We start from the raw sequence: 21,439 nt of genomic DNA, 5'->3' as shown, positions 1-21,439 counted from the left end.
TGACTGAGGAAAACCTATATGTCCAAAATCGTTAAAGTCATCGGCCGTGAAATCATCGATTCACGCGGCAACCCAACCGTTGAAGCCGAAGTGCATCTGGAAGGCGGTTTCGTTGGTCTGGCTGCTGCGCCGTCAGGTGCTTCTACCGGTTCCCGTGAAGCACTGGAACTGCGCGACGGTGACAAGTCTCGTTTCCTGGGTAAAGGCGTACTGAAAGCCGTTGCAGCAGTAAATGGGCCAATCGCTCAGGCCGTGCTGGGCAAAGATGCCAAAGACCAGGCGAACATCGACAAGATCATGATCGAGCTGGACGGCACCGAGAACAAATCCCAGTTCGGCGCCAACGCCATTCTGGCGGTTTCCCTGGCTGCGGCCAAGGCGGCTGCGGCCTCTAAAGGCATGCCGCTGTACGAGCACATCGCTGAACTGAACGGCACCCCAGGCAAATTCTCCATGCCTCTGCCGATGATGAACATCATCAACGGCGGCGAGCACGCCGACAACAACGTCGACATTCAGGAGTTCATGATTCAGCCGGTTGGCGCCAAGACGCTGAAAGACGCGGTACGTATCGGTTCCGAAGTGTTCCACCACCTGGCGAAAGTGCTGAAGGCCAAAGGCCTGAACACCGCCGTTGGCGACGAAGGCGGCTACGCGCCTAACCTGGGTTCCAACGCCGAAGCGCTGGCAGTTATCGCCGAAGCGGTGAAAGCGGCCGGTTACGAGCTGGGCAAAGACGTGACCCTGGCGATGGACTGTGCAGCATCCGAATTCTACAAAGATGGCAAATATGTGCTGGCTGGCGAAGGCAACAAAGCCTTCACTTCTGAAGAGTTCACCCACTTCCTGGAAGAGCTGACCAAGCAGTACCCGATCGTGTCTATCGAAGACGGTCTGGACGAATCTGACTGGGACGGTTTTGCTTACCAGACCAAAGTGCTGGGCGACAAAATCCAGCTGGTTGGCGACGATCTGTTCGTTACCAACACCAAAATCCTGAAAGAAGGCATCGAGAAAGGCATCGCCAACTCCATCCTGATCAAATTCAACCAGATCGGTTCTCTGACCGAAACCCTGGCTGCAATCAAGATGGCTAAAGATGCTGGCTACACCGCGGTGATCTCTCACCGTTCAGGTGAAACCGAAGACGCGACCATCGCCGATCTGGCGGTAGGCACTGCGGCTGGCCAAATCAAGACCGGTTCCATGAGCCGTTCTGACCGCGTCGCCAAATACAACCAGCTGATTCGTATCGAAGAAGCGCTGGGCGACCGCGCGCCATTCAATGGCCTCAAAGAAGTTAAAGGTCAGTAATCACGCTTTTCCCGGTGATTAATTTAAAACCCGCTACGGCGGGTTTTTTTATGGCTGTCGATCGTATAGGCAATAATAACGGTGAGTGCGGTTATAAATAGTTTGATAGTAGTTCCTGTATTATTAATTCATTTAAACAATATTCTTATCCATTTGGTTTTATTTAACTAATAAAAATAAATATTTATTTATTCCATTTGGTTTGGCGTTATATTCATCTGTTACTAGACTCAATTCTGGCAAATAAACTTCATACTGTGGCCAAGGTGATAAAAATTGGCAGAGTGGGGAACCATGCGCAAAAGAATTGTGATCGTTGGTGGCGGTACGGGTGGCACCATACTGGCTAATCTTCTTGCCGCCAAGCTGCATCGTGAAATTATTAATAATAAAGTCGAGTTATTAATGATATCGCAAACGGCGCTGCATTATTACAAGCCAGCATTTATGTATGTGGCGTTTAATGCATTTTTTAAACAGGAATTAATGCGCTCGCAGCAAAGTCTGTTGCGGCCAGAAATTAAATTTGTCGTCGATAAGGCGGAACGTTTTGATTTCCAGCAGCGCCAGGTTGTAACGCATAGCGGAAATAAATACGGCTACGATTTTTTGGTATTCGCTACCGGCTGCGTTCCCTGGCCGGATAAAATAACCGGCCTGGCGCAGGCCGGCGATCATTTCTATCAATATACGGCAGCACGGCAACTGGCGCACAAGCTGGCGACCATTGAAAAAGGCCGCATCTTTATTACCGTTTCCTTCCCACAGACTCCCAACGTCCCACATCAGTGCGGCATCGCACCGATTGAAACCACGCTGATGCTGGATGATTATCTGCGGCGGCGCGGGGTGCGCAAGGCGGTCGAGATTGTTTACACCTATCCGACGATTTCACAGCTGTTGCGCAACTGCCTGTTTTTACAACGCCCCACCGGTGAAGCGTTGCCGGCGATATTTGAAGCGCGCGGCATCAGGCACCAGCGGGGATTCACTCTCGATCGGGTGGATACCGAACGGCGCGTGGCCTATTCCGCCGAGGGGGAAGAGCAACCGTTCGATATTCTGATGGCAACGCCACCGATCCGAGCGGTGGAGGCGGTACGCAATACCGGTTTGAGCGACATTGATAACGGTGAGGGCTGGCTGCCGACCGATCCGCAAACGTTGCAGGTTTATGGCCAGCAAGGAGTGTATGTGATTGGCGATACGGTGGATCTGCCGATCAGCAAGGCTGGAGGGTCTTGCCATAATCAGGCGCCGGTGATTGCCGACAATATCGTAGCGGAAATGCGGCTTGGACAACCGATCTGTCATTACGACGGCAAGGTGCAGGCGGTGGCGCAAATGGGGCTGCAGGCGGGTATGCCGCTGGTTTATGACTACCGTCACGACGTGGTGCCGACTCCGGCCACCAAGCTGGGCGGCATGCTACGCAACGGATTTAACCGCGGTCTGTATTGGGCCACGGTACGCGGGTTGATTTAAGGAGGCGCCATGGAAGCAACGCAGAACGAGGCGCTGACGGCGCTGATGGATAAATTATCTCCGCTGTTGGCGAGCGGCAGGTTGGACAACGTTGTCGACCTGCTGTCGCTGCTGTCGGATCTGACCGATATCGCCGACAACGCGCTGGTGGAGAAACTGGCAGGGCTGTTTGAGGATCTCACCGCATTGGGTTGGGAAGGCGGCATGGCACTAAAAATGGCGCACAGCGAACTGCAACGCGATGCGCCGACCGCCAGTTTGCGTGCGTTATATGGGGTGCTGCGCCAGCCGGATACCCTGCTGGGGTTGATGCTGGTATTGCGCACGTTGCAAATCATCGGGCAGCGTATGCGTAGCAGCCGCTTACCGGCGGAATCCCCCGAAGAGTAATTCTTCCACTGTTCATCGTACAGGACGCGTCTATGTCTACTCATCCAGTCAAACAGGCTTTTGCCACTCGTGCGATTCATTACGGTTATGATCCGCAGCAGTATCACGGCGCGCTTTGCCCACCGGTATTTATGAGTTCGACCTTTACCTTTCCCTCGGCGGAGTATGGCGGTGCCTGCTTTGCCGGCACTGAGCACGGCTATTTTTATTCACGCATTGCCAACCCGACCCTGCACCTGCTGGAGCAGCGTATTGCCAATCTGGAGGGCGGCGAGGCGGCGGTGGCCTTTTCCTCCGGCATGGGGGCGGTGACCGCCTGTTGCTGGACGCTGCTGGCGCCGGGCGATGAACTGATCGTTGATGAAACCATTTATGGTTGCACGTTCAGTTATTTTCATCATGGTCTGGCACGTTTTGGCGTCAAGGTGACGCACGTTGACATGACGCAGCCAGAGAAGCTGGCGTCGGCCATTGGCCCGCGTACCCGTCTGGTGTACTGCGAAACGCCCGCCAATCCGAACATGCGTCTGGTGGATATTCAGGCGGTGGCGGAGATTACGCATCGCCAGCGCGCGCTGCTGCTGGTCGACAACACCTATTGCACGCCGTATCTGCAACAGCCGCTGGCGCTGGGGGCGGATATCGTGGTGCATTCTGCCACCAAATACCTTGGTGGTCATGGCGATCTGCTGGCCGGCTTGGTGATCACCACCTCGGAACTGGCGCAACAGATCCGCCTTATCGGCCTCAAGGACATGAACGGTGCGGTGCTGTCGGCGCAAGATGCGGCGCTGTTGCTACGTGGCTTGAAGACGCTGCCGCTGCGTATGCAACGACACTGCGATACCGCTCAGCGGCTGGCGGAAATGCTTGCCCGCCATCCGGCGGTGGCGCAGGTATATTATCCGGGCCTGGACACCTTTCCGCAGTACGCGCTGGCACAGCGGCAGATGGCGCGTCCCGGCGGCATGATCGCCTGTGAACTGAAAGGTGGAATGGCGGCAGGCATCGCTTTCCTCAACGCGTTGCAATTGATCTTGCGGGCGGTCAGCCTGGGGGATTGCGAAACGCTGGCGCAGCACCCGGCGAGCATGACTCACTCGGCCTACAGCGAGCAAGAGCGCCAACGTCACCACATCAGTGACGGATTGATCCGTCTGTCTGCCGGTCTGGAAGACGTGGAGGATCTGCGCGCCGATATCGAACAGGCGCTGGCAAAGGTGAAGTGATTCCAGGGGAGACGCGGCCCTTTGATCGACGAAAGGGCCGCAGCGGTTTAAGCGAGATACGGGGTGATGTCGGCCAGGACACCGTCATCGGCAATCAGGGCGGCGCTGGCGGCAATATCCGGCGCCAGCCAGCGATCCTGGTGATACGGCGCAACGCTCTGTCGCAGCCGTTGCCAGGCACGCCCGGTGCCGACGCCGAAGCGGGTAGGCGTCAGGAACTCAAACGCCTGGGCGGCCAGCAGGTATTCAATCGCCAGAATCTGTCGGCAGTTGGCCACCGCCTTATGCAAGCGCAGCGCCGCACCGGTGCCGAGGCTGAGGTGATCTTCCTGCAATGCCGAGGTGACGTAGTTGTCCACCACGCACGGCTGCGCCAACTGGCGGTTTTCCGCACACAGCGCGGCGGCGACGTATTGAGCGATCATCATGCCGGAGTTGACCCCCGGCTCGCTGACCAGAAACGCCGGCAGGCCGCTGACCAGTGGGTTGATCAGGCGATCGATGCGGCGTTCGGCGATCCCCCCCAGTTCTGCCAGGGCAATCGCCAGCAGATCGGCGGCCATTGCTACCGATTCGCCGTGAGGATTGGCCTGCGATACCACACGGTAGCGTTGCGGTGTGCCCAGTAGCAGTGGGTTATCGCTGGCACCGTTCAGCTCGTTTTCAATCTGCCGTGCGGCATGCGCCCACTGATCGCGGCAGGCGCCGTGCACCTGTGGTATGGAACGAATGCTTAATGCATCCTGGGTGCGGATGCCTTCTGCGGCGGCAATCACTTCGCTGCCGCTCAGCAAGGCGCGCAAATTATGCCCCACCTGTTGCATGCCGGGATGCGGCTTCAAGGCCAGGATCTCCTGGTCGAAGGCCGCCTGCTGACCGCGTAACGCTTCAAAACTCATCGCACCCAGTACATCGCCCCAACGCAGCAGACTCCAGGCATCGGCCAGTGCCAGGCAGGCCAGACCGGTCATGCACGGCGTACCGTTCACCAGGCACAGACCGTCCTTGGCGCCGAGCGGTGGCAGCACAATCTGTTCCTCGGCCAGTGCCTGGCTGGCGGCGACAATCTGTCCGCGATAGCTGACCTGACCGAGGCCAAGCAGCGCCACGCCAACGTGCGCCATATGCGTCAGATAGCCGACCGAACCCTGCGCAGGTACCTGTGGCGTAATGCCACGGTTGAGCAACGCCAGCAGCGCTTCCACCAGCGGACGCTGGATGCCGGATTTGCCGTGGCTGTAATTGATCACGGCGCAGCAGACGATCGCCCGCGTCTGGCTATCGCTGAGCGGCGCACCGACACCGCAGGCATGGCTCAGCAGGGTATTGCGTGACAGTTGCGCCAACTGTTCACCGTGCAGCGCCTGATTGCACAGCGCGCCGAGTCCGGTATTAACGCCGTAAGCGCGCTGTTCGCCGTCGACAATCTGCCTGACGATGCCGTGCGCATTGTCGATACGCGCCCAGGCGGCAGGGGACAGGCTGAGCGGCGCACCGTCGCGCGCTACTGCCACCACGTCCTGCCAGCGCAGCGGCTGGCGATCAATCTCCACGCCGGAAACGGAATGCATCATGGTTCTCCTCAGGCGCTGGCCATCATCATTGGACGCGGTTTTTGCATGTTTTCATCCAGCGCCAATCGGCGCTGTACAAAACGGTTGACGTATTCATCTGCCGGATTATTCAGGATCTCCTGCGGGGTGCCGACCTGGATCAGCTTGCCGTCCTTCAAGATGGCGATACGGTTACCGATGCGTACCGCTTCATCCAGATCGTGAGTGATGAATACCAGCGTCTTATGCAGCTCTTTTTGCAGTGCCAGCAGTTGATCCTGCATCTCGGCGCGGATCAGCGGATCGAGGGCGCTGAACGCTTCATCCAGCAGAATGATATCGGTGTCGGTGGCCAGGGCGCGCGCCAGTCCGACGCGTTGGCGCATACCGCCGGAAAGTTGATGCGGATAGGATTTCTCATAGCCTTTCAGGCCAACGGTGTCGATCCAGTGTTGCGCTCGCGCCTGAAAAACTTCTCTGGTTTCACCGCGCACCTTCAGGCCGTAGCCGACGTTCTCCAGCACCGTCTTATGCGGCAGCAGGCCGAAGCTCTGGAACACCATACTGATTTTGTGCCGGCGAAAATGTTCGAGCTGTTTTTCGTCGTAGCGCAGAATGTCTTCGCCGTCGACCAGGATCTCGCCGCTGGTCGGCTCGATCAGGCGGTTGAAGTGGCGCACCAGGGTGGATTTTCCCGATCCGGACAACCCCATAATGACAAAAATCTCACCGGCAGCGATGCTCATCGACAGATCGTGTACGCCGATCACGCAGCCGGTTGCTGACTGCACCTCTGGCTTGGTTTTCCCTTGCTGGCTCAGCGCCAGCGCCTCGGTGGTGCGTTGGCCAAAGATCTTGTAAACGTTTTTGATTTCGATTTTATTCATCAGGATTCCCTCGCAACAACCGCAGAGCGGCCATAGGCCTGAGTGATGCGGTCAATGACCACGGCGAGAATGACAATGGCCAGGCCGGCTTCCAGCCCCAGCCCGACGTTCAGCGTCTGGATGCCCACCAGTACGTCCTCGCCCAGCCCGCGTGCGCCGATCATCGACGCCACCACCACCATTGACAGCGACATCATGGTGGTTTGGTTGATACCGGCCATAATGCTCGGCAGTGCCAGCGGCAGCTGGACGCCGAACAGTTTTTGCCACCGGTTGGCACCAAATGCGGTGACCGACTCCATCACTTCCTTATCGACCTGGCGAATACCCAGATCGGTCAGGCGGATCAGCGGCGGCGTGGCGTAAATCACCGTCGCCAGGATCGCTGGCACCTTGCCCAGGCCGAACAGCATCAGCACCGGGATCAGATAGACAAAGCTTGGCATGGTCTGCATTACGTCCATCAGCGGCATCATCACCGCCCGCACGCGATCGCTGCGCGCGGCCAAAATACCCTGTGGGATGCCGATGATCACCGCCAGCAGCGTAGCAACCAGCACCAGCGCCAGCGTTTGCATCAGTTTGTCCCACATGCCGGCGGCGCCAACCAGCAGCAGCAGCCCGACCATCACCGCTGTCGGCAGCCAGCGGCGGGTCGCATGCCAGGCCAGCAAGCCGACGACCGCCAGCATTAGCCACCACGGCGTAGCACGCAGCAGGCCTTCCAGTTGAATCACCGCCCACAGCAGGCTGTCGGAAATGTTGCGAAACATATCGCCGTAGTTGTTGACCAGGATATCGACCCAGCCATTAATCCAATCGGCAATCGAGAAGGTAAAGCGTTCTGGAAACATAGATATAGCCCCTGTCTGGACCGGGGTTCAGCCGGCCCCGGTAGTTATCTAACGTCAGTCGCCTTACAGGGACGCCTGGATTTTCTTCGCTGCGTCTTCGCTCACCCAGCTTTGCCAGATTTCCGGGTGCTGCTTGAAGAACTCCAGCGCCAGCTTGTCTGAACGGATGCGCTCTTTGCTCATCCGTGCCAGATTCTGGTTCAGCAGATCGAGCGGCAGATTGATCTTGCCCAGCACCGCTACCAGTTCTGGCGCCTGCTGATTGAAGACGCTGGAAAGACCGACTTTGATCTGAATGTTTTTATCCACGCCGGGTTCTTCCAGTTTGACCAAATCGAGCTGACCCATCAGCGGCGTAGGCGACCAGTAGTAGAACAGGATCGGTTCGCCGCGGCGGTAGCTGGAGAGAATGGCGGTATCCAGCGCCGGTCCGGTGCCGGGGCGGAAATTGGTCAGCTTGTCGTCCAGTTTGAATTTTTTCAGGATGGCGGTGTTGTCCAGCTCGCAGGTCCAGCCCGCCGGACAGTTATAGAAGCGGCCTTTGTTCGGCTCTTCCTGATCCTTGAATACCTGCGCGTACTTCGCCAGATCCGGAATGCTTTTCAGATCGGGCGCCGACGGCTTGATGTTACGTTTGGCGTCGCCTTCGACCACATAGCGTGGCACATACCAGCCTTCCACCGCACCAACGATTGGCGCGCCGACGCTGACCGCCTTGCCGGCTTTTTCGGCCTTGTTCCACACTTCACTGCGGCCAATCCACTCTTCGGCAAACACCTGGATATCGTTGGTGCCGACCGCCTGCTCCATGGTGATAGAGTTACCCGGCAGCGCATCGGTTTTGCAGTCATAACCCTTTTGCAGCACGTATTGCATGATGTCGGTCAGCAACATGCCGCTTTCCCAGTTCAGTCCGGCAAACTTGACCGGTTTGCCGGACTCGCACCAGCCGGCCGCCTTGGCAGAACTGCTGGCAAACGTTAATCCGAGTGCAATAAGCGGTACCCATAGTGTTTTAAAAATAACTGACGTTGTGGTTTGCATGATTATCTTTCCCCATTATGTGTTTGGGAGAATGTAAGGGCCCGGGAACGGCGGGCCCCGTCACTACAGACCCTGGGGTGAGGTGGCGACAGGTGATCCCCCGCCTTTTTTGCGCACCCACATCCAGTAAGCCAGGGTGAGCAATGCCACCCAGACCAGTCCGACATACAGTGCGATCCGGCTTTCCTCGAAGTAACCGAGCAGGCCAATCACAAAGAACATAAACGCCGTCGCCAGCAAGGGGGCCAGCGGCCACCACGGTACCGGGAAGCTCAGGCTGGCAATCTCCGCCTTGCTCAGCGTGCGGCGCATGGCGATCTGCGACAGCAGGATCATCAGCCACACCCAGACGGTGGCGAAGGTAGCGATAGAGGCGATGATCATAAATACCTGTTTCGGTATCAGGTAGTTGAGCACCACCCCCAGCAGCAGCGCCAGCGACATCACCAGCACCGTCATCCACGGCACGCCGTTGCCGGTCAGCCGGGTAAAGCTCTTCGGCGCCTGACCTTCCTGCGCCATGCCGTACATCATGCGGCCGGCGCCGAAAATATCGCTGTTGATGGCGGAAATGGCGGCGGTGATCACCACCAGGTTAAGCAGGTGAGCGGCAGAGCTGATGCCCAGACTGCTGAAGATCTCGACAAACGGGCTGCCGTTCTGGCCGATGCTGTTCCACGGGTATATCGCCATCAGTACCAGCAGCGTCAGCACGTAAAACAGCAGGATGCGCAACGGTACCGCATTGATCGCCCGCGGCAGCATTTTGGCCGGATCCTTTGCTTCACTGGCGGTGATGCCAATGATTTCGATACCGCCAAAGGCGAACATCACCACCGCCAGCGAGGCCACCACGCCGCCGATGCCGTTCGGCATAAAACCGCCGTGTTGCCACAGGTTGTCAAAGCCGGTGGCGGCCTGGGTCTGGCCGAAGCCAAACAGCATGACCGCCGCGCCGCCGACGATCATCGCCACGATCGCGGCGACCTTGATCAGCGACAGCCAGAATTCCATTTCGCCAAACACCTTGACGTTGCACAGGTTGAGCGCGCCAATGAAGAAGATAATGCTCAATACCCACACCCACTGGGCGACATCCGGGAACCACAGCCCCATGTAAATGCCGAAGGCGGTGACGTCCGCCAGTGCGACGATCACCATTTCGAAGGTATAGGTCCAGCCGGTCAGAAAACCGGCCAGCGGGCCGAGGTAGTGACTGGCATAGTGGCCGAACGAACCGGAAACCGGCTGGTGTACCGCCATTTCTCCCAGTGCACGCATCACCATGAACACCGCCGCGCCGCCGACCAGGTAGGCCAGCAGTACCGCCGGCCCGGCCAGTTGGATAGCGCCGGCCGAACCGTAAAACAGCCCGGTACCAATGGCTGAACCGAGCGCCATAAAACGAATGTGCCGCGCGTTCAGGCCGCGCCGCAACTGAGAAGGTTGTGTTTCGTCGTTACGCATGTTGCTCTCCGTATTTTGCGTTGTTATCGGACGGGCAGCGCTATCCCGCCAGGGTTGTCCCGGCGGGATAGGTACGAACTTGATGTAGGGTAGCGGCGGTTATGCCTGGCTTGGCAACAACGCCGCAGGGACTAACGCCGTCAGATGACCGGCCGCCAACAGCAGGCTGGCGGCTTCAATGTCGGGGGCGAAGAAACGATCCTTGTCGTAATAACTGACGTGTTCGCGCAGCAGGCGGCGTGCCTGTTCCAGCCCTTCGGTGCTGTGCAGCCCTTTGCGCAGATCCAGCCCCTGGCAGGCGGCCAGCCATTCCACGGCGATAATGCCGCGTACGTTGTCGGCCATTTCCCACAGTCGCCGACCGGCGGCTGGCGCCATCGACACATGATCTTCCTGATTGGCCGAGGTCGGGATGCTGTCGACGCTGGCCGGGTGCGCCAGCGCCTTGTTTTCACTGGTCAGCGCCGCGGCAGTCACCTGGGCTATCATAAAGCCGGAGTTCACCCCGCCGTTGTCCACCAGGAACGGTGGCAGTTGCGACATGTGTTTGTCCATCATCAGTGAAATGCGGCGTTCGGCCAACGAGCCGATTTCCGCCAGCGCCAGCGCCAGATTGTCTGCGGCCATCGCTACCGGCTCGGCGTGGAAGTTGCCACCGGACAGTACGTCGCCCTGTTCGGCGAACACCAGCGGGTTGTCTGACACCGCGTTGGCTTCAACTTCCAGCACTTCGCTGGCCTGGCGGATCTGCGTCAGGCAGGCGCCCATCACCTGCGGCTGGCAGCGCAGGGAGTAGGGATCCTGCACCTTGTCGCAGTTGCGATGCGAATCGGAGACCTCGCTGCGTTCACCCAGCAGGTGACGGTAAGCGGCGGCGGCGTCGATCTGACCGCGCTGGCCGCGTACGTCATGAATACGTGCATCAAACGGGCTGCGCGAGCCCAGCGCCGCTTCCACCGTCAGGCTGCCACACACCGTGGCGGCGGCGTACAGATCTTCGGCATCAAACAGGCCGCGCAGCGCAAAGGCGGTAGACACCTGGGTGCCATTCAGCAGCGCCAGGCCTTCTTTGGCCGCCAGCGTCAATGGCTTCAGCCCGGCCTTCGCCAGTGCGGCGTCGGCGCTCAGCCATTCACCCTGATGGCGCGCCTTGCCTTCGCCCAGCAGCAGCAGGCTCATGTGCGCCAGCGGCGCCAGATCGCCCGATGCGCCGACCGAGCCCTTCAACGGAATGTGTGGATAGACCTCGGCGTTGACCAATGCCATCAACGCTTCGATCACTTCACGACGAATGCCGGAAAAGCCGCGGGACAGGCTATTGATCTTCAGCACCATGATCAGCCGTACCAGATTGTCGTCGGTTGGTGCACCGACGCCGGCGGCGTGCGACAGCACGATCGAACGTTGCAGGTTTTCCAGATCCTCGCGCGCAATACGCGTCGAGGCCAGCAGACCAAAGCCGGTATTGATGCCGTAGGTCGTGCGGTTCTCTTCGACAATGCGTTCAACGCAGGCCACGCTGCGATCGATCGCCGCATAGGCGCTGTCCGGAAGCTGGAGTTTTACCGGCTGTTGATACACTTCGCGCAGTTGCGATAGCTGAAGTTTGCCTGGGCGGATAATCAAGGTTTTCATGCTTTGTTCCCCTGAGTCGCAGCGATCATCGGCAGGTTCAGGCCCTGTTCGCGCGCGCAGTCGATGGCGATGTCGTAACCGGCATCGGCATGACGCATTACGCCGGTAGCTGGATCGTTATGCAGTACGCGGGCGATGCGTTCGGCGGCTTCGTCGCTACCGTCGCAGACGATCACCATGCCGGAATGCTGTGAAAAGCCCATGCCGACGCCGCCGCCGTGGTGCAGTGAAACCCAGGTTGCGCCGCTGGCGGTATTCAGCAGGGCGTTGAGCAGCGGCCAGTCGGAAACGGCGTCGGAGCCGTCCTGCATGGCTTCGGTTTCGCGGTTCGGGCTGGCGACCGAGCCGGAGTCGAGGTGGTCACGGCCGATAACGATCGGTGCGGAAAGTTCGCCGCGGCGCACCATCTCATTGAACGCCAGGCCCAGCTTGGCGCGTTGACCAAGGCCAACCCAGCAGATACGTGCCGGCAGCCCCTGGAAGCTGATGCGCTCGCGGGCCATGTCCAGCCAGTGGTGCAGGTGCGCGTCGTCCGGGATCAGCTCTTTGACCATGGCGTCGGTTTTGTAGATGTCCTGCGGATCGCCAGACAGCGCAGCCCAGCGGAACGGGCCGACGCCACGACAGAACAGCGGGCGGATATACGCCGGTACGAAGCCCGGGAAGTCAAAGGCATTGTCGACGCCCATTTCTTTGGCCATCTGACGGATGTTGTTGCCGTAATCGAAGGTCGGAATGCCCATTTGCTGGAACGCCAGCATCGCCTGTACGTGCTCGGCCATCGATTGCTTGGCGGCCTGTACGACCCGCGCCGGTTCGCGCTGCGCGCGTTCACGGTATTCTTCCCAACTCCAGCCTTTTGGCAGATAGCCGTTCAGCGGATCGTGGGCGCTGGTTTGGTCGGTCACCATGTCCGGGCGTACGCCGCGTTTCACCAGCTCCGGCAGAATGTCTGCCGCGTTGCCGCACAGGGCAATGGACACCGCTTTACCGTCGGCGGTATAGCGTTTGATGCGCGCCAGCGCGTCGTCCAGATCGTTAGCCTGTTCGTCGACGTAGCGGGTCTTCAGGCGGAAATCGATGCGGCTTTGCTGGCATTCGATGTTCAGCGAACAGGCGCCGGCCAGCGTGGCGGCCAGCGGTTGCGCACCGCCCATGCCGCCCAGACCGGCGGTCAGAACCCAGCGGCCCTGCAGCTTGCCGTCGTAATGCTGACGGCCGGCTTCGACGAAGGTTTCATAGGTGCCCTGTACGATGCCCTGGCTGCCGATGTAAATCCAGCTGCCGGCGGTCATCTGGCCGTACATTGCCAGGCCTTTGGCATCCAGTTCGTTGAAGTGTTCCCAGGTGGCCCAGTGGGGCACCAGGTTGGAGTTGGCGATCAGCACGCGCGGCGCGTTGCTGTGGGTCTTGAACACGCCGACCGGTTTGCCGGATTGCACCAGCAGCGTTTCGTCGTCTTCCAGCGTTTTCAGGGTAGCGACAATTTTGTCGTAGCAGTCCCAGTCGCGGGCAGCTCGGCCGATACCGCCGTATACCACCAGTTCGTGCGGGTTTTCCGCGACCTCCGGATCGAGGTTGTTCATCAGCATGCGCAGCGGTGCTTCGGTCAGCCAGCTTTTTGCGTTTAGTGTTGTGCCGCGAGGCGCGCGTACATCGACGTTGCGAACTTTGTTATTTGCAGTCACAGCTTTTTCCTCAAACAGTATCGGTACAGATTGCATGACGCGGCTGGGTTAGTGCCTCGTCGTAATGGTGCGTAGGGTTTATTAACATATACTTGTATGTACAAGCATATGCAACATCAAGGGCGAAATACCGAAAAATAGCATAAGAAAAAATTATTAATGTTTAAAATCAGTGGTTTGTTTTTATTTTTTACACCGTTGGCTGCGGGGGAGCCGCCAGGAATAGTGAGCTATTCAACAAAATCGAATTAAAATCGCGTCATTTCTGAGCGTTAAGTCACAATAATTTTACATATCCATTACAGATTGTGGCGGGATATCAGTAAAGCGTATCGCTGGCGGTAACGGGCGCACCCTCTGCGCCCGTTCGCGGCTTAGCTGGCTGGTTGCAACAGCGGGCGACGCGTCATCTTGAACACGGTGGCGATGGCGGCGACCAGCGCCGGCACGCACAGGAACATCAGGATGCTTTGCACCTCCCATTGCAGTGCCAGCAGTTGCGCGCCGGTTAAGGTACCGGCTACGCCGCCAAAGCGCCCAATGCCCTGCATCCAGGCGATACCGGTAGCGCGGCTATGGGTAGGGTAATAGGTGGCCGCCAGCGTTTGCAGCCCGGACTGCGCGCCGTTCATCGCGATGCCCATCAGGAAGATCAACGCCCCGAGCAGTACGATATGACGGTCTTCCATCGCCATGGCCGCGATCAGCAGCGCGGTGACGACAAAGCCGCTCGACACCACCTTATGCGCATTCCAGCGATCCATCAGCCAGCCGGCGATCAAAATGCCTAGCGTACCGCCAAAGGTGAACAGCGAAGTCAGCAGCGCGGATTGTTCCAACTGGTAACCCAGACCCTGCATCAGGATCGGCATCCAGCTGAGCAGTACGTAGTAGATCACCAGCCCCATAAAGTAGGTGATCCATAGCATCAGGGTACCGACCAGGTACGGGCCGCTGAACAACAACCCAACGCTGGTTTTCGAGGTGGCCAGTTTTTCTTCGTACAGCAGGAAGTGGGTGACATGACTGATGTTCTGGCTGACAAAGCGCTGGGCGATGCGCTTGATTTTTTGCGCATCATGGCCGCGATTGACCATATATTTGACCGATTCCGGCAAAAACAGCACCAGCAACACCGTTAGCACCAGTGGAGCAATGGCGCCCAGCAGCAGCACGCTGTGCCAGCCGTACGCCGGAATCAACCAGGACGAGATGGCACCGCCCCCCGCCGCGCCCAGCGGAAAGCCGCAGTACATGGTGTTGATCGCCAGCGACCGACAGCGCTGCGGCGCGTATTCAGAAATCAGCGTGATGGCATTGGGCATCGCCGCACCCAGGCCCAGGCCGGTAAGGAAACGCCACAGCGTCAGGCTGTTCAGCGAACCGGCATAGGCGGTGGCCAGGCTGGACAGCCCGAAGAACAGACAGGAAAACACCAGCACCCGCTTGCGGCCGATGCGGTCAGACATTGGCCCGGCCACCAGGGCGCCGAGCGACAGACCTAACAGCGCGGCGCTCAGCACCGGCCCGAGATCCTGTTTGACGATACCCCAGTCTTTTGCCACCGACGGCGCAATGTAACCCATTGCTGCGGTGTCGAAGCCGTCAATTGCCAGGATCAGAAAGCCGAGGATAATCAGGGTCCAGTGGAATAACGAAAACTTGCTGTCGTCAATTGCCTGCTGGATATTCAACTCGCTGGAAAATGCCATAGTCCCTCCCGGCCCGCCATGCCGTCAGTTGCAGGGGAATTGCCTGCAAGCCGCTTGATGTGGGCCTGTTTCACGGTTGTTGTTGTTACCGGAACGCACGCCCGGCTTGTGTTTGCATGTCTATACATCTGGGCGTCGGCGAGCAAAAATGTCAAATACATTTATCTTATCTGTTGCTTGTTTGTTAGATTTTGCGAGGCGGTCGATCTTCTGCTGCGCGATTTGGTCGCCGCCGTGGAATCTGCGATAATCACGCTTTATCCTTCCGAATTGAGAAACCGATGCAGTACCCGATTAATGAAATGTTCCAGACCTTGCAGGGTGAAGGTTACTTCACCGGCGTTCCGGCTATTTTTATCCGCCTGCAGGGCTGCCCGGTGGGATGCAGCTGGTGCGACACCAAACACACCTGGGAAAAGGAAGCCAATCGGGAAGTGGACATGCAGCGGATCCTGGTCAAAACCGAAGAAAGCGACGCCTGGGGCAGCGCCACGGCAGAACAGCTGCTCGAGGTGGTGCAACGGCAGGGTTACACCGCGCGCCATATCGTCATCACTGGCGGCGAACCCTGCATTTATGATTTGATCCCGTTGACCAAACTGTTCGAACTTAACGGCTACGCCTGTCAGATCGAAACCAGCGGCACCCATGAGATTTTGTGCACGCCAAGCACCTGGGTGACGGTTTCACCCAAAGTGAACATGCGTGGTGGCATGAAGGTATTGGAGCAGGCGCTGATGCGCGCCGATGAAATCAAGCACCCGGTGGGGCGTCAGCGTGATATCGAAGCGCTGGATGCGCTGCTGGATACATTGCACGATGAGAAGCGGCGGATTATCGCCTTGCAACCGATCAGTCAGAAAGACGAGGCCACCCGACTGTGCATTGAAACCTGCATCGCCCGCAACTGGCGGTTATCGATGCAAACCCATAAGTATTTGAATATTGCTTAACAGTGCAGGGCGTCGAGCCCAAAAATAATGGCCGTGGCATCGGTGCGGGCGGCGCTCACCGATGCCACGTCAAGTAGCAAGGGATCAGCCTTTATACACGCAGCCAGCGGTACAGGTTTCCTTGACCATCACGGCACTCAGTTCCGGCAATTGCGGTTTCAACTGCTGCCAAATCCAGGCGGCGAGCACTTCGCTAGTGGGATTTTCCAACCCTGGAATATCGTTCAGATAATGGTGATCCAACCGTTCCCAGACGGGAGTAAACACCGCTTTAAGTTCGGCAAAATCCATTACCCAACCGGTATAGGCATCGACCTCACCGGTCACTTCCAGACGCACCATAAACGAATGCCCATGCAGACGGCCACATTTATGCCCTTCCGGCACGTGCGGCAAACGGTGTGCGGCTTCAAACTGAAAATCTTTAAACAGCGTGGTTGCCATTATTACGGCCTCATTGACTCAAAAACCGGCGAAGTCTACCGGAAATGTACGCCGGGGGCTATCAGCTTGCCGTTTTATTCAAAGGTTCCTCGTACCAGCGGCTCGCCGTGATGCAGCATCAAACGCCCCTTTGCCCACAGCGAACAGGGCTGCAAGGCGTCATCCAGCAGCAGCAGGTCGGCATCTTTACCGACGCCGATCTCGCCCTTGTCTTGCAGTTTCAAGCGCCGAGCGACGTTGGATGCCACCAACGTCCAACATTGTTCGAGCGGCAGATCGCCGCTGAGATCGCGAATTTCGTCCAGCAGGCTGCCGAAACCGGCGACCGCCATGCCACAAACATTGCCGGCGTGGTCAAAGGCCGGAATGCTGCCGTTGCCATCGGAGCTGAGCGTCAGTTGCCCCAGTGGGATCCCCTCGTCCAGCGCCTCCAGTACCGCCTCGCTGGGTTTTACTGCGCCACGGGCGCCCAGATGCGGGCTAATCCCCGAGGTTAGATCGAGATTGACACCGTCCTGCCTGGCCAGGCGCATGGCATGCCGCCACAGGTGCTGCTGCCGATTGACGTGGGTAGGCAAGAAATGCCCGAGCGGCACCTCGCAGCGGTCGCGAATTTCTTCCAACGGCGTCAGGGCGGCCTGCGCGTTGCCCATATGCATCACCACCAGCCCCGGTTTCTGCGTCAACAAGGCTGCCGCGCGAGCCTGGGTCGCGATATGGATCAGCGCCTCGCAACTGGGTTGTGAAGAACGATGATCGGAAATCGCCGTTTTCACCCCCAATATCGGCTCGATAAAGGTGATGTCATCGCGTATCGACCCGGTGACGGTAATGGTCGGCACCTGATAGGAACCGGTCAGCATCCAGGCGGAAATGCCTTCGTTACGCAGCCCCATCACTTTGGCGAACAGCGACTGTACGTGGCGCGTTACGCCGTCGGTGCCGAGCAGCCCCATCACGCTGGTAATACCACAACGCAACAGCTGTGACAGTTGCACTTCCGGCGTGCGGGTGTGGAACCCGGCTTCGCCGCCGCCGCCAATCAGATGGACATGCTGGTCGATCAACCCCGGCGCCAGCAGACGATCGCCGGCGTCAAAGCGTTGGCAAGGTTGCAGCGCCGGCGCTGACAAATCCGCACCGATGGCCAGAATCCGGCCCATGCCGATCAACAGCTGCTGGCGTTGAATACCGTGTTCGGTCAGCAGCCGGGCGTTTTCGATCAGGCTGTAGCTCATTACATCCACCCCCGTTCCAGCAGTTGGCAGGTTTCCTCAAGGCCGGTCTGCCAGATGCGCTGCATATCGTCGTCGCTGCGTTGATATTCGCCGCCATAGTTGCCATCGCCGATATACGCCTTCACCGCGCTGGCCGGCAGCTGCGCCAGTCTGGCAACCTCGATGGCCGGTTTTTCCTGCTGCGGCATGGCGACGCCGGCTAGACGCGTCCAGGGGAAATTCTCCATCCACGAGGCGTGGGAGGCATTGGCGGAAAAGCTTTTCACCAATCCCATCACTTTTGGCGCAGCCCACCAGTTGTGCAGCTGCACGCGCGCGTCGTCATGCTGGTTGAGCCAGTTATGGATCTGTACCTGTACCGGGCTGTTGCCGCCGTGGCCATTGAGCAGAAATATACGGCGAAAACCGCTCTGGTACAGGCTGGAGAGCAGATCCTCCAGCAGCGCGTTATAGGTTGCCGGTCGTAAATTGATGGTGCCGGGGAATTGGCTGAAATAGGGGGCCATACCGAACGGCAAGCCGGGATACACCGCAATGCCCAGTCGTTCGCCGGCCTGTTCAGCCAGCCGGGAAGCCAGCAGGTGGTCGGTGCACAGGCTGAGATAGGCGTGTTGTTCGGTGCTGCCGAGCGACAGAATAACGCGATCGTCACGAGCGAGGTATTCCTGTACTTGAAACCAGTTCATTTCACTGATTTTCATTATTATCTCCTTGAAGAGCCAGGTGCTGGCAATAGTGATGCCAGGCGGGACGCAAGATTTCCCGCAGATAGCGGGGTTCCGGGGTATGGCGATATTCAAATACGCTGCTGGACGCCGGCAGCAGCGGTTGCAAATGGCTGTGACAACCGGTGCTGTAAATGATGGTTTTGTGGCTTGCCAGCGCCGCCGTCAGACCTTCATCTTCCAGCGCGGCGATGGCTATCTGGCCAAGATGCGGCGCAAAGGTTTTTACCCCTTCCAGCATGGCAGGCAGGAAGGCCTGATAGCGTGAAACCAGCAGCACCGAGCTATCGGCGCTGAGCTGAGCCAGCCGGGTACGGGTATCTTCGGCAGGGATCAGGTACGGGGCAAATACCGGCGTCTGTGGATCAATGCGCTGGCGCAAGCGCGGGATACAGTGTGGAATGGTCAGCCAGAACTGATAGCTGGCCAGTTTGTCCGCTGCCAGTTCGGCGAATTCGCGGAAGGTATAGGTATCGACCTGCTGCTGGTTGCCCAGAACGTCGCAGATGCTGGCGATATAACTGCGATTGATACGGTTGGAATTCCCCACCATCGCCATGCGCAGCGCGACGGGGGGAGCGGTGGCCGCCTGCATCTGATTCAACGCACCGATAAAGAACGACTCCGACAAGCCTAGCCGCGCGGCATCCTGCAACAGTTGTTGAAAGCGCTGGTGTAGCTGGCTGACCTGATCTTCATGGACCATCTCCTGCCGGTTGCGCACGACATAGGTTCCTTTGCCGGCGATGGTTTCGATCAGCCCCATGCTCTTCAGGGTTTGATAGGCATGGCTGACCGTCAGTTGCGCTACCCCCAGTTGTTTACTGAGCGCGCGCACCGACGGCAGCGCGACATCATGGCGATAGGTACCGGCCATGATGCCGTATTCGATGGCCCCGACGATCTGCGTTTGCAGCGCAATGGGCAAGTTCTTGTCGATGTTGATAATGCAGGCCTCGGTTATTCGGTTGGGGTTACGGTTGCCGGTGCGCTCCGTCGGGCGCGTGCGGCACACAATGCTGTCAGATCGTCAAAGTGACGCCTGAGAGTAGCATCGCTGCTTGGGCGGGTGAACAGGCTGACCAGCACCATCACCAGCATGGTAAAACTCCAGCAGACAATCAGCGGATCAAAGCCGAACGCCAACTGCGGGAACCACAGTTTCATCGCCACGTAGGCCAGCTCGCCAAGGATCACCGAACTGATGGCTGCCGCGAGCGTGGCGCGCTTCCAGTACATGCCGAGGATCACCGGCGCCACCCAGATCCCAAGGCCGCCGAAGGCAAAACGGATCAGGGCGAAGATCCCTGCCGGTTTGATAATGCCGATGGCGATGGCGGCGATGCCCAGCAGCACCGTTATCCAGCGTGACAGACGCAGGATCTGATCCGCAGAGGCCCGCGGCCGGAAAACGTTCTGATAGATGTCGCGAGTAATACCGCCGGTGGCGACCACCAGCAGCGCTGAAATGGTCGACATCCCTGCAGAAACGATGCCGGTGATCAACAGTGCGGCGATCCATGGCGACAGATTCTGTTGCAGGATCACCGGCACGATAAAATCGGTTTCCTGCCCGCTCAGACCGCTGATAAAGGTGGCGGCATTGACGCCGGACCATTCAATCATGGTCGCCGAGAACAACATGCCCAGGGTGCCGAGGATCACCGCTTTAAACATGGTTCGGTAGCTGTTCATGGTGAAGAACTTGGTAAACAGCGTCGGCTGGCCGATGGTGAAGAAGCTCCACATTACGATCATCGACACATAGGTTTGCCAGGGGAAGTCGCCCTTGGCTCCGGGATGGGTCAGATGGCTGGGCATCTCGGCCGCCAGTTTGCCGGTGATCGCTTCCATGCCGCCGCCAGCATGGACCGACACCACAAAGGTGACCACGGCGGTGGCGATCATCAGCCCTCCCTGCAACACGTCGGTCATCATGGCGCCGGTCATACCGCCGGTCATACAGTACAGCACCACCACCACGCCCATCACCACCACGCCGATCCACTCCGGCAAGCCGGTAAAGGTATTGAGGATCACCCCGGCACCGACCGTTTGGGCACCCATCATGGCGATCAGAAAGATCACCATCATTACCGCGTGTACACCGCGAATGGCGGTGGAGTCGTAGCGGTCGGACAGGTAGTCGCTCATGGTCATCATGTTGTAGCGACGGCCCATCAGCATCAGTTTGCGGCCGACGAACAGCACTGGCACGATCATGGAAAATGCCAACCCCGGTACGGATACGCTCATGCCGGCAAAGCCGGTGCTGTAGGTCATCGCCGGCACCCCCATAAAGGTACTCATGCTGTACTGGCTGGCGAAGTAGGCAAAACCGCCGACCAGCGCGCCGGCTTTGCCGCCCATCACCAAAAAATCACTCAGCGATTTGGTGGCACGCGCGGCGTACCAACCGATGCCGCCAAGTAGCAGCAGAAACAGGATCAGCGTGGTGTAAAACGGTATCGGCTCCGGTTGCAACAGGGTCGCGAGATGACTGTTCATGGCTGCTCCTCGTCGATGTTGCCCTGATATTCCGGGCGTTTCAGGCACTGCCAGGCGAACAGAATAATCAGCGCCGATACTGTTATGCCATGTATTAGCCAACCGAAGATGAATGTTGGAATCCCTAGCCAGCCTGGTTGGTATTGCGTGTTAAAGAAAAATGGCAACGGCAGCATGATCAGCAGATACATAAACATGAAGATATAAAACCATTTTCTTTCAAAACAGTTGCTTATTATGTCCATTACTTTCCCTTATCGTTGTGTTTGCGTATAAGAAAATCAGGTCGTGGAATAATTTATTGTTGTATTGA

Annotated in this window: 19 protein-coding genes; 5 read left to right on the top strand and 14 right to left on the bottom strand. The window is 58.4% G+C overall.

Annotation, left to right across the window (positions count from 1 at the left end; genetic code table 11):
• The first annotated feature begins 18 nt into the window (after window positions 1-18).
• From eno to AC2AXP_RS15765, 4 genes are all read left to right on the top strand, one after another.
• Window positions 19-1,314: a phosphopyruvate hydratase gene (eno, locus tag AC2AXP_RS15780; protein WP_004955312.1), complete on the top strand. Its 1,296-nt coding sequence runs from the start codon at window positions 19-21 to the stop codon at window positions 1,312-1,314.
• A 294-nt stretch (window positions 1,315-1,608) separates the two neighbouring features.
• A complete protein-coding gene (locus tag AC2AXP_RS15775) occupies window positions 1,609-2,799 on the top strand; it encodes an NAD(P)/FAD-dependent oxidoreductase (protein WP_004955310.1) in 1,191 nt (396 codons plus the stop codon).
• A gap of 9 nt (window positions 2,800-2,808) precedes the next feature.
• Entirely contained in the window at window positions 2,809-3,189 is a 381-nt protein-coding gene (locus tag AC2AXP_RS15770; protein WP_198773293.1) for a hypothetical protein, read from the top strand.
• 32 nt (window positions 3,190-3,221) lie between these two features.
• Complete coding sequence (locus AC2AXP_RS15765; protein WP_039991139.1) at window positions 3,222-4,418, top strand: methionine gamma-lyase; 1,197 nt, start codon at window positions 3,222-3,224, stop codon at window positions 4,416-4,418.
• A 47-nt stretch (window positions 4,419-4,465) separates the two neighbouring features.
• Here the strand turns inward: AC2AXP_RS15765 and AC2AXP_RS15760 are convergent, their stop codons facing one another.
• The 8 genes from AC2AXP_RS15760 to AC2AXP_RS15725 all read right to left on the bottom strand — a co-directional run bounded on the left by AC2AXP_RS15760 (window position 4,466) and on the right by AC2AXP_RS15725 (window position 15,258).
• The gene (locus AC2AXP_RS15760; RefSeq protein WP_371901996.1) at window positions 4,466-5,992 is read right to left on the bottom strand and encodes an HAL/PAL/TAL family ammonia-lyase; all 1,527 of its coding nucleotides are present in this window, start codon (window positions 5,990-5,992) and stop codon (window positions 4,466-4,468) included.
• An 8-nt stretch (window positions 5,993-6,000) separates the two neighbouring features.
• Window positions 6,001-6,858: a quaternary amine ABC transporter ATP-binding protein gene (locus tag AC2AXP_RS15755; protein ID WP_004955299.1), complete on the bottom strand. Its 858-nt coding sequence runs from the start codon at window positions 6,856-6,858 to the stop codon at window positions 6,001-6,003.
• Entirely contained in the window at window positions 6,858-7,712 is an 855-nt protein-coding gene (locus AC2AXP_RS15750; RefSeq protein ID WP_004955295.1) for an ABC transporter permease, read from the bottom strand. Before AC2AXP_RS15750 ends, AC2AXP_RS15755 begins: the two co-directional genes overlap by 1 nt.
• A gap of 63 nt (window positions 7,713-7,775) precedes the next feature.
• A complete protein-coding gene (locus tag AC2AXP_RS15745) occupies window positions 7,776-8,756 on the bottom strand; it encodes an ABC transporter substrate-binding protein (protein ID WP_004955292.1) in 981 nt (326 codons plus the stop codon).
• 63 nt (window positions 8,757-8,819) lie between these two features.
• Entirely contained in the window at window positions 8,820-10,223 is a 1,404-nt protein-coding gene (locus AC2AXP_RS15740) for an amino acid permease (RefSeq protein WP_004955290.1), read from the bottom strand.
• Window positions 10,224-10,322: 99 nt separating this feature from the next.
• On the bottom strand, window positions 10,323-11,858 hold the full coding sequence (gene hutH / locus AC2AXP_RS15735) for a histidine ammonia-lyase (RefSeq protein WP_004955288.1): 1,536 nt from the start codon (window positions 11,856-11,858) through the stop codon (window positions 10,323-10,325).
• The gene (gene hutU / locus AC2AXP_RS15730; RefSeq protein ID WP_039991137.1) at window positions 11,855-13,546 is read right to left on the bottom strand and encodes a urocanate hydratase; all 1,692 of its coding nucleotides are present in this window, start codon (window positions 13,544-13,546) and stop codon (window positions 11,855-11,857) included. Before hutU ends, hutH begins: the two co-directional genes overlap by 4 nt.
• Before the next feature lie 374 nt (window positions 13,547-13,920).
• Window positions 13,921-15,258, bottom strand: coding sequence for an MFS transporter (locus AC2AXP_RS15725; RefSeq protein ID WP_198773295.1), 1,338 nt, complete (start codon window positions 15,256-15,258; stop codon window positions 13,921-13,923).
• A gap of 281 nt (window positions 15,259-15,539) precedes the next feature.
• Here AC2AXP_RS15725 and queE point away from each other — a divergent pair, with 281 nt between their 5' ends.
• Window positions 15,540-16,211, top strand: a complete 672-nt coding sequence (gene queE / locus AC2AXP_RS15720) for a 7-carboxy-7-deazaguanine synthase QueE (RefSeq protein ID WP_198773296.1) — start codon at window positions 15,540-15,542, stop codon at window positions 16,209-16,211.
• An 84-nt stretch (window positions 16,212-16,295) separates the two neighbouring features.
• Here the strand turns inward: queE and queD are convergent, their stop codons facing one another.
• The 6 genes from queD to AC2AXP_RS15690 form a co-directional block, all read right to left on the bottom strand.
• Window positions 16,296-16,655 carry a 6-carboxytetrahydropterin synthase QueD gene (gene queD, locus AC2AXP_RS15715; RefSeq protein ID WP_004955276.1) on the bottom strand — a complete coding sequence of 120 codons (360 nt, stop codon included), beginning with the start codon at window positions 16,653-16,655 and terminating at the stop codon, window positions 16,296-16,298.
• A 74-nt stretch (window positions 16,656-16,729) separates the two neighbouring features.
• On the bottom strand, window positions 16,730-17,893 hold the full coding sequence (gene iadA / locus AC2AXP_RS15710; RefSeq protein WP_004955273.1) for a beta-aspartyl-peptidase: 1,164 nt from the start codon (window positions 17,891-17,893) through the stop codon (window positions 16,730-16,732).
• Window positions 17,893-18,594, bottom strand: coding sequence for a creatininase family protein (locus AC2AXP_RS15705; protein WP_004955270.1), 702 nt, complete (start codon window positions 18,592-18,594; stop codon window positions 17,893-17,895). Before AC2AXP_RS15705 ends, iadA begins: the two co-directional genes overlap by 1 nt.
• Entirely contained in the window at window positions 18,581-19,633 is a 1,053-nt protein-coding gene (locus AC2AXP_RS15700) for a GntR family transcriptional regulator (RefSeq protein ID WP_004955269.1), read from the bottom strand. The genes AC2AXP_RS15705 and AC2AXP_RS15700 overlap by 14 nt, the downstream gene beginning before the upstream one ends.
• A complete protein-coding gene (locus AC2AXP_RS15695; protein WP_198773298.1) occupies window positions 19,579-21,126 on the bottom strand; it encodes a sodium:solute symporter family protein in 1,548 nt (515 codons plus the stop codon). Before AC2AXP_RS15695 ends, AC2AXP_RS15700 begins: the two co-directional genes overlap by 55 nt.
• Window positions 21,123-21,323 carry a hypothetical protein gene (locus AC2AXP_RS15690; protein WP_273871015.1) on the bottom strand — a complete coding sequence of 67 codons (201 nt, stop codon included), beginning with the start codon at window positions 21,321-21,323 and terminating at the stop codon, window positions 21,123-21,125. Before AC2AXP_RS15690 ends, AC2AXP_RS15695 begins: the two co-directional genes overlap by 4 nt.
• Between the last annotated feature and the right edge of the window lie 116 nt (window positions 21,324-21,439).

It is taken from the genome of Serratia sp. Sp408, assembly GCF_057180665.1.
This window is presented reverse-complemented; position numbering and strand designations above follow the sequence as displayed.